Raw genomic sequence first — 7824 nt, 5'->3', positions numbered from 1 at the left:
GTCGGCTACCAATGGTTCGTCGGCTACCAACGGTTCGTCGGACACGAACGGTTCGTCGAGCACGAACGGGAGCACGAGCGGGTCGTCGAACACGAACGCGTCCGCGTCTGCTGCGGCCGATGCGAAGTCGAACGCCGCTGCCCAGGCGGCCGCGCAGGCCGATGCCAGCACTGCTGCGTCGGCAGCTGCGAACGGTGACGCGAGCGCTGCAGCGCAGACCGCAGCGAACAGTGCGTCGTCGAGCAATGCGTCGCAGAACGCAACGTCGGCGGCGAACGCAGCTGCCGCCAGCGCGGCACAGGGTGCAGCGGACTCGAGGGGGAACTCCTCCGCGAACGCGAACACCTCCGCCGCGGGCGATGTCTCCGGTGCGTCAGCTGCGCAAGCTGCCGCGATCACCAACGCGTCCGCTAACGCCTCCTCCGCAGCCAACGGAGCAGGAACCGGGGGGACGGGCGCCGGGGCTGGCGCGCACACAGTGGTCGATCCGCACGCTGGGGCGAAGGGAGAGCTCGCGTTCACGGGTGCTGATCGCTCGCTCCTCGTCGGGCTCTCCATCGCGGCGATCGCGCTGATGCTCGTCGGCGGTCTCGCGGCGGCTGCCGGACGTCGGCGCCGCCTGCAGCGCGAGGCACACTGACCCTCCTCCACCACCGGCATGGTGCCGGGGCGGTCTGATACCCCGCCCCGGCACCATGCCACGAGCCCTGATTCAGGAGACTCCTGTGCTCCAAGAAACATCCCGCGGTGTCCGCCGCGGTCGGCTTCGCCGATGGTTCGCCCGCGGGACGGTCGGAACGATTCTCATGCTGACGTGTTGGCAAGTGTTCGCCTCGTTTTTGTGGATCGCGCCGCCCACAGCGATCCGGCAGCTTGTGCCCGGCGACCTGCTCGAGCGGTACATGCTGCCCTGGTTCGGCCAGAGCTGGTCGGTCTTCGCGCCCGACCCGATCAACGGCGACAATGAGGTACTCGTCCGGGCGCAGCTGCGCTCCGACGACAGCCCGACGAGTTGGGTCAACGTCACGGACGTGGAGTACGAGCTCGCGCGGCACAACCCGTTCCCTCCCAAGGCAGCGACCATGGGAACACACCAGGCTGCGTCTACCCGCGATGCCTGGAACGCGCTCACTGAGCCCCAGCAACAGGCCGCAGGCCGGGACTTCACGCACCGCTCCGGCTCGCTCGCCCGGACGCTGGAGAAGGCCGGCGGCCCTGAGCAGGCTGCCCGGGCATACGTCCAACAGGACGAACAGATCCGCGCGTACGCGACGCAAGCGGCCTACAGCATCTGGGGCGCCGACGTCACTGCCGTGCAGTTCCGCGTCCAGCGTCACCCCATCGTGCCCTTCGCTGACCGGAACGACCCGACGGCTCAGCGTCCTGGTCCGATCATCGTTGCCACTGGCTGGCGTGCGCTGTCCGAGCCGTACGAGCGAAGCGACCAGGGGTTCCGCCGCACGTTCCTCGAGGCATGGACGCAGTACCGGGAGCAGCGATGATGCCCGACAGTCGGCCACCTGGACTGGTCAGGAGCGGATGGGAGTGGTTTTCAGCACAGTGCGACGCAACCGTCGTCTGGGCCGTCACGATTGCTCGACAGGGATGGCGCTGGTTCACCGGCGCCCCGCATGCACGCCATGGGCTTGCAGTCGCGCGGATCCTGCTCGGCGTGGCGATTCTCGGCGAACTCGTGAGCAACGCCCCAACCCGGGGGTATTCCTATGGCGCCACCTGGACCGGACAATTCTCCACACCGACGACCACCTTCGTCACTTTCTTTCCGTACGACTGGATCTGGCTCATTGCAGCCCACCCAGCGGGACTCACGGCGCTCTTCATCATCGCCAGTTTCGCTGCCACAGCGCTGATCCTCGGCCTCTGCAGCCGCATTGCGATCCTCGTCCTGTTGACGGTGTGGGTAGGCCTTAGCCAGCTCACCGTCTTCACCGCTGATCAAAGCGACAATCTCATCCGGATCGCCCTGACGTTCCTCCTCTTCACGGACGCTGATGTCGTGTTCGCCGTTCGACGAGCTCGCCCACCTCGAGTGCGATCAATCATCCGGAACGCAGCCCACAACGGCGCCCTCATCGCGCTCGGCGCGCAGGTCTGCTTCATCTACGCCGCCGGCGGCCTCTACAAGGCCGGTGGACAGGCCTGGACTCAGGGATGGGCAATCTACGACCCCCTCCAGGTGAAGCAATTCAGCACCTGGCCCGAAGCCGCGCACCTCCTCACAGCGTGGGCGCCCGGAGTGGCGGTCCTCACGACGGTGACAGTGCTGGTGCAGACGTGCTTCCCCGTTCTGCTCCTGACGACCTGGACCCGCCGACTTGCCCTGATCGTCGTCCTCGGCTTCCACATCGGGATCGGCGTCCTGATGGGCCTGCCCTGGTTCTCGATCAGCGCACTAGCACTCGATGCGATCTTCATCCGCGAACAGACCTGGCGCAGCATCACTGCTGCCTGCAGATCCATCTACGACAGAACAGGAAGACCACGCCCCCATGACCGGACACATCCGCACCCGACGGCACCCCTTCCCTCGGAACTCAACCGAAAGCCGGTCCTGGCGGCCCTCGCTCGTCCTCGTGAGCGGAGTGTTGTCGGCCGTGTTGTTATCTGGCTGCAGCAGCCCGGCGGCACCGGAAGGACGGACTACCGAACCGGCACCGCCAGCGTCCACAACCGCGGCACCGTCCGCGACAGCTCCACCTTCAGTGAAGTCCCGCGAGGTGTTCTGCGCGGCCGCTTCAGACCTCGTCGCAGCAACACGTGACGCCCCTCGTACGTCAACGCCGACGACCATCCACGATGGATTGCAGAAGCTCCAGCAGCTTTACCAGCGCATGGCCCGCGCCGGGACGACGGCGACTGGCTCACACGACTGGTCCAAGACTGCCGACGCATACGGGAGCACGTTGCGGCGTTTCGACAGTAACCACCGCAGCACTGCCGACGATCAGTTCATCTTCTTGCTCGCGCAAGCCGTACAGCGCCAGAACGATGCGATAAGCCGGTGGCGAACAGCGGTGCAGCACCGGTGCGAGGTAGACCTCGCGCCGCTCTACGTCAGCGGGCAGAGGTAACCGATGTCTCTGGGACACACGCCTCTCGCCCGTCCGGCCTGGAGCGTCAGCGGTGGCCGCACAGCTCAGCGGATTCAAGGCCGCACCCCTGCGATTGGGACTGAGCGCATGCTCGCTCCATCTGAAAACGCACGAGCGCTTTGTTTCAGCCGGCCCGACAAGACCTGGCCGAGGAGCCCACGCTTTCCGCAGTCCAACTTCGACTCGAGGGCGCGACCCATCCACAGAGCGCGTCGAAACGGAGACCGGGGCGGGGCGATGCCTGAATCAGCCAAAGGACGGTCAGATGCCTGATCGGGACAGCGACATGGCGATTGACCTCGAGCGGCAGATCACCGCTATGCCGGGGGTCGCCCGAGTGTATCCGCAACCCATTCTCCGCTCGCTTGCAGAGTCGCTGCGATCCCCGAACGCACTTCGCTCGCGAGTGACCATCGACAACGGGGTCGTCTCCGTGATCATCGGAACCGCTGACGGATCTGTCGCCCGCGAGGTCGCCCACGAGGTCTACAACACCGTCGTCTGCTTTCTGAGCACACGGGACCTGCCGCTTGTGCGGGTGGACATCAAGATCGCGACCATCGGAGCCGGTCACAGGTAGGCCGCCGCGTCCGGGCGTAATCGCAATTGGACGTCAGGCGGCGTCAACGAATCACGTCCGGATAGGGCCACCACCGTGGCCTTGGCTGACACTTCCAAGCTGTGCGGAGGGCAACATCATCGGACGGCCGCCGTTCATCTCTTGCAGGATCCGGTAGACCTGGCGGCTGTAGCCGGACTCGTTGTCGTACCAGACGTACAGGACAACGTGCTCGGAGCCGTCGGTGATTGTCGCCAGCCCATCGACGACACCGGCCCGTCGGCTGCCGAGGAGGTCGGTGGAGACGATCTCCGGGGACTCGACGTAGTCGATCTGCCGCCGGAGCGGTGAGGTAAGCGACGCGTCGCGGAGGAGCCCGTTGACCTCGTCGCGCGTGACCGGACGGTCGAGCGTGAGGTGCAGGACCGCCAGTGAGACGTTGGGGGTGGGAACCCGGACCGCGTTGCCGGTGAGCCTGCCGCGCAGTTCCGGGAGGGCCTTCTCCGCTGCGCGGGCGGCCCCGGTCGCGGTGATCACCAAATTGAGCCCGGCGGCGCGTCCACGGCGATCGGCGGGGTGGTAGTTGTCGACCAGGTTCTGGTCGTTCGTCGAGGAGTGCACCGTCTCGACATGCCCGTGCACGATGCCGAATGCGCTCGACACGGCCTTGAGCACCGGGACGATCGCATTCGTCGTGCAGGAAGCGGCACTGACGACGGGATCGTCGCCGATGCTGTGGTGGTTGATCCCGTGCACGATGTTCTTGACGTCACCTTTGCCGGGGGCCGTGAGCAGGACGCGGGATGCCCCCGGGGCGAGCAGATGCTGTCCGAGTCCCTCGGCGTCGCGCCACCGACCGGTGGTGTCGACGACGATGGCGTCGTCGATGCCGTACGCCCGGTAGTCGACCGTGGCGGGGGCGTCCGACGAGATGAACTGGATCAGCGTGCCGTTCGCAGTGATCGTGTCGTGTTCCTCGTCGACCGAGATCGTGCCGGCGAAAGGGCCGTGGATCGAGTCCCGCCGCAGCAAACTTGCACGCTTAATCAGGTCGTTGGGGCCGCGACGGCGGACGACCACGGCGCGCAGGGCGAGCGGGGCGTGGGTGCCGGCACGCTCGAGCAGGATCCTGGCGAGCATGCGGCCGATTCGACCGAAGCCGTAGAGAACGACGTCGCGGGGCACCGGGTGGCTCCCACCGACGCCGGAGGCCGCTGCGCCGCGAGCCAGGAAGAGTTCGTCGTCGAGGAACTCGCGCAGCGTGACGCCGAGCCGGTCGGCGCGGTATCGCGCGGCCAGGTCGGCGATGTCCACGGACGCGGACGACAGCGACATGGTGTCGAGTTCCGTGAGAATCGCCAGGGTCTCCTCGACGGACAGCTCCGCGTCGTCCAGTCGACGCGTCGACCGGTGCGCCTTGAGGATCGCTATCGGCGACTGTCCGACGAGGGGCCGGCCGTACACCGAGGGCACGATGTCGTCTCGTCGGTAGAGCCGACCGATGAGCGGCACCATCGCCTCGGCCGCGGCAAGCTTGTCGGCCCAGTCACGCCGCAGGCGGTCGCGGGTCTCAGCCTGGTGTCGTGTCGGCAGGGTCCGTGCGCTGCCCGGACGGTCCTGGTTCGCCTCGGTGCGCATCAGGCGGCCTGCCGCGTTGAGGCAGCGGTTCGGAGCGATGCGCGGCGCTCGTCGAGGATCGCAGCGAACACCGCAGGTGTTCGTCCGTCGAACGCCCCGAGGAACTCCTCGGTGAGGTCGCACTCGGCAAGCCACGATGCCGGGTCGACAGCGAACAGTGCGTCGAGCTGCGCGGGCGGCAGCGCGAGCCCCTGCACGTCGAGGTCGTCGACGTCGGGGACCAGGCCGATCGGGGTCTCGACGGCGGGGACCCGCCCCTCGACGCGTCGTGCGATCCACTCGAGCACACGGGCGTTCTCACCGAAGCCCGGCCACAGGAAACGGCCGTCGTCGCCCTTCCGGAACCAGTTCACCTGGAACACGGCCGGGGCGTCGCTCCCGAGCTGGTCGCCGATCTCGAGCCAGTGCGCCCAGTGCCTCGCCATGTCGTACCCGCAGAACGGCAGCATTGCGAACGGGTCGCGGCGGAGTTCCCCAATCGCGCCCTCGGCGGCGGCGGTCTGCTCGGACGACATTGTCGCGCCCATGAACACGCCCTCGGACCACGTCGAAGCCTGGGCCACGAGCGGGACGTTCGTCGAGCGCCGGCCCCCGAACACGACGGCGTCGATCGGGACGCTCTGTTCCCAGTCGTCGGCGAGCGACGGGCAACGGTCCAGTCCGACGGTGAAGCGGGCATTCGGGTGTGCTGCGGGGGTCCCTCGCTCCGGTGTCCAGTCCGCTCCGGTCCAGTCGACCAGGTGAGCGGGTGGCTCGGGGGTGAGCCCTTCCCACCAGACGTCTCCGTCATCAGTCAGCGCGGCGTTGGTGAAGATCGTGTCCGCCGCGATCGTCTGGACCGCGACCGGGTTCGTGTCGGCGCCGGTTCCGGGCGCAACGCCGAAGAGGCCGGCCTCCGGGTTGATGGCGTGCAGCCGTCCGTCAGGACCTGGCCGGAGCCAGGCGATGTCGTCGCCGATCGTGTCCACCGACCACCCGGGCAAGGTTGGCTGGAGCATCGCGAGGTTGGTCTTCCCGCACGCCGACGGGAACGCCGCGGCGATGTGGAACGACCGCCCCTCGGGGGAGTTCAGGCGGATGAGCAGCATATGCTCGGCGAGCCATCCCTCGTCACGTCCCATCACCGAGGCGATGCGCAGCGCGAAGCACTTCTTCGCGAGCAGGGCGTTGCCGCCGTAGCCGGAGCCGTAGGACCAGACCTCGCGTGTCTCCGGGAACTGCACGATGTACTTCGTCTCGTTGCACGGCCAGGCGACGTCGTCTCGCAGCGCACCGTCGTGGCCGCGCAGGGGGTGCCCGACGCTGTGCACGGTGGCCACCCACGGGGTCCCTGCAGAGATCGAACGGAGGACGTCGGGCCCGAGCCGCGTCGTCTTACCCATGCTCAGGACGACGTACGCCGAGTCGGTGATCTCCACGCCGAGCTGCGAGAGCGGCCCGTTGACCGGGCCCATCGAGAACGGCACGACGTACATCGTCCGACCCCGCATGCTCCCCGCGAACAGTTCACGTAGCTCGGAGCGCATCGTCGTCGGGTCGCGCCACAGGTTGGTCGGCCCGGCATCCTCTGGCGTGCGTGAGCAGGTGAACGTGCGGCCCTCGACGCGGGCGACGTCCGAGGGCGCGGAGCGCGCGAGGTAGCTGTTGGGCCGTCGTTCCGGGTCGAGTGCGATGAGCTTGCCTTCGTCGACCAGCATCTGTGTGAGCCGTGCGGTCTCGTCAGCTGAGCCGTCGCACCAGACGATGGTGTCTGGGCGGGTGAGGGACGCGACCTCGGCGACCCACGCCTCCAGGGCGACCCGTGGGGAGCCGGGGACGGTGGCGGGCGCTGGCGTCGTGTGGTTGGGGTTGGTGATCATCGGCGATCTCCTTGCGGCGGTGGTCGGGGAGGGGGGGTCAGCGGCGCTCGGCCGATGCCGTCGAATCTTCGGGATCGACGATGGTGCGGACGGCCTCGGTCGAGATGCGTTCCTCCTGCGCGACCGCGGGGCGGCTCCCGCCGTGGTCGTCGGCGGACATCGTGCGCTCGTCGAACGGCGACGTACCGGAGAGCACGCGGTCGACCTGGACTTTGTCGATCTGCCGGGTCCACGTGCCGACGAGCACGGTCGCGACCGCGTTGCCGGTGAAGTTGGTCAGCGCCCTGGCCTCGGACATGAACCGGTCGATGCCCACGATCAGGCCGACACCGTTGACCAGGTCGGGGCGGTGCGCCTGCAGGCCACCGGCGAGGGTAGCCAGGCCGGCACCGGTCACACCGGCTGCACCCTTCGAGGCGATGATCATGAACACTAGGAGCGAGATCTGCTCGGGGATGTTCAGCGGCGTGCCGAGGGCGTTGGCGATGAACAGCGACGACATCGTCAGGTAGATCGCGGTGCCGTCGAGGTTGAACGAGTAGCCGGTCGGCACCGTGACACCGACGACGGGCTTCGAGACGCCGAGGTGCTCCATCTTCGCGATGAGGCGCGGCAGGCTCACCTCGCTCGAGGACGTCGACACGATCAGCAGGTA

General features: G+C 67.8%; 8 protein-coding genes. 4 read left to right on the top strand and 4 right to left on the bottom strand.

Annotated features, from left to right (window positions below):
- The coding region (locus KK097_RS17530) for a hypothetical protein (RefSeq protein ID WP_214545603.1) at nt 1–432 on the bottom strand (432 nt) is incomplete at its 3' end.
- A 46-nt stretch (nt 433–478) separates the two neighbouring features.
- Between KK097_RS17530 and KK097_RS17525 the strand changes: the two genes are divergently transcribed.
- The 4 genes from KK097_RS17525 to KK097_RS17510 all read left to right on the top strand — a co-directional run bounded on the left by KK097_RS17525 (nt 479) and on the right by KK097_RS17510 (nt 3693).
- Entirely contained in the window at nt 479–640 is a 162-nt protein-coding gene (locus KK097_RS17525; RefSeq protein ID WP_214545602.1) for a hypothetical protein, read from the top strand.
- A 166-nt stretch (nt 641–806) separates the two neighbouring features.
- On the top strand, nt 807–1502 hold the full coding sequence (locus KK097_RS17520) for a DUF5819 family protein (protein ID WP_214545601.1): 696 nt from the start codon (nt 807–809) through the stop codon (nt 1500–1502).
- Nucleotides 1475–2782 (top strand): HTTM domain-containing protein, encoded by a 1308-nt coding sequence (locus KK097_RS17515; protein WP_214545600.1) that lies wholly within the window; start codon nt 1475–1477, stop codon nt 2780–2782. Before KK097_RS17520 ends, KK097_RS17515 begins: the two co-directional genes overlap by 28 nt.
- Nucleotides 2783–3378: 596 nt before the next feature.
- Nucleotides 3379–3693: a hypothetical protein gene (locus tag KK097_RS17510; protein ID WP_214531707.1), complete on the top strand. Its 315-nt coding sequence runs from the start codon at nt 3379–3381 to the stop codon at nt 3691–3693.
- A 51-nt stretch (nt 3694–3744) separates the two neighbouring features.
- Here the strand turns inward: KK097_RS17510 and KK097_RS17505 are convergent, their stop codons facing one another.
- The 3 genes from KK097_RS17505 to KK097_RS17495 all read right to left on the bottom strand — a co-directional run.
- Nucleotides 3745–5310, bottom strand: coding sequence for a glyceraldehyde-3-phosphate dehydrogenase (locus KK097_RS17505; RefSeq protein ID WP_214531708.1), 1566 nt, complete (start codon nt 5308–5310; stop codon nt 3745–3747).
- Complete coding sequence (locus KK097_RS17500) at nt 5310–7169, bottom strand: phosphoenolpyruvate carboxykinase (GTP) (protein ID WP_214531709.1); 1860 nt, start codon at nt 7167–7169, stop codon at nt 5310–5312. The genes KK097_RS17505 and KK097_RS17500 overlap by 1 nt, the downstream gene beginning before the upstream one ends.
- A gap of 37 nt (nt 7170–7206) precedes the next feature.
- Nucleotides 7207–7824, bottom strand: a 618-nt coding sequence (locus KK097_RS17495; RefSeq protein ID WP_214531710.1) for a cation:dicarboxylate symporter family transporter, incomplete at its 5' end; no start/stop codon positions are given.

This window comes from Curtobacterium flaccumfaciens (assembly GCF_018598405.1).
GTDB classification, from domain to species: Bacteria; Actinomycetota; Actinomycetes; order Actinomycetales; family Microbacteriaceae; genus Curtobacterium; species Curtobacterium aurantiacum.
This window is presented reverse-complemented; position numbering and strand designations above follow the sequence as displayed.

Bases quoted from the DNA above. Each gene is read 5' to 3' on its own strand.
- KK097_RS17505 (WP_214531708.1), bottom strand. From the start codon at position 5,310: ATGCGCACCGAGGCGAACCAGGACCGTCCGGGCAGCGCACGGACCCTG.
- KK097_RS17515 (WP_214545600.1), top strand. From the start codon at position 1,475: ATGGACGCAGTACCGGGAGCAGCGATGATGCCCGACAGTCGGCCACCT.
- KK097_RS17520 (WP_214545601.1), top strand. From the start codon at position 807: ATGCTGACGTGTTGGCAAGTGTTCGCCTCGTTTTTGTGGATCGCGCCG.
- KK097_RS17510 (WP_214531707.1), top strand. From the start codon at position 3,379: ATGCCTGATCGGGACAGCGACATGGCGATTGACCTCGAGCGGCAGATC.
- KK097_RS17500 (WP_214531709.1), bottom strand. From the start codon at position 7,169: ATGATCACCAACCCCAACCACACGACGCCAGCGCCCGCCACCGTCCCC.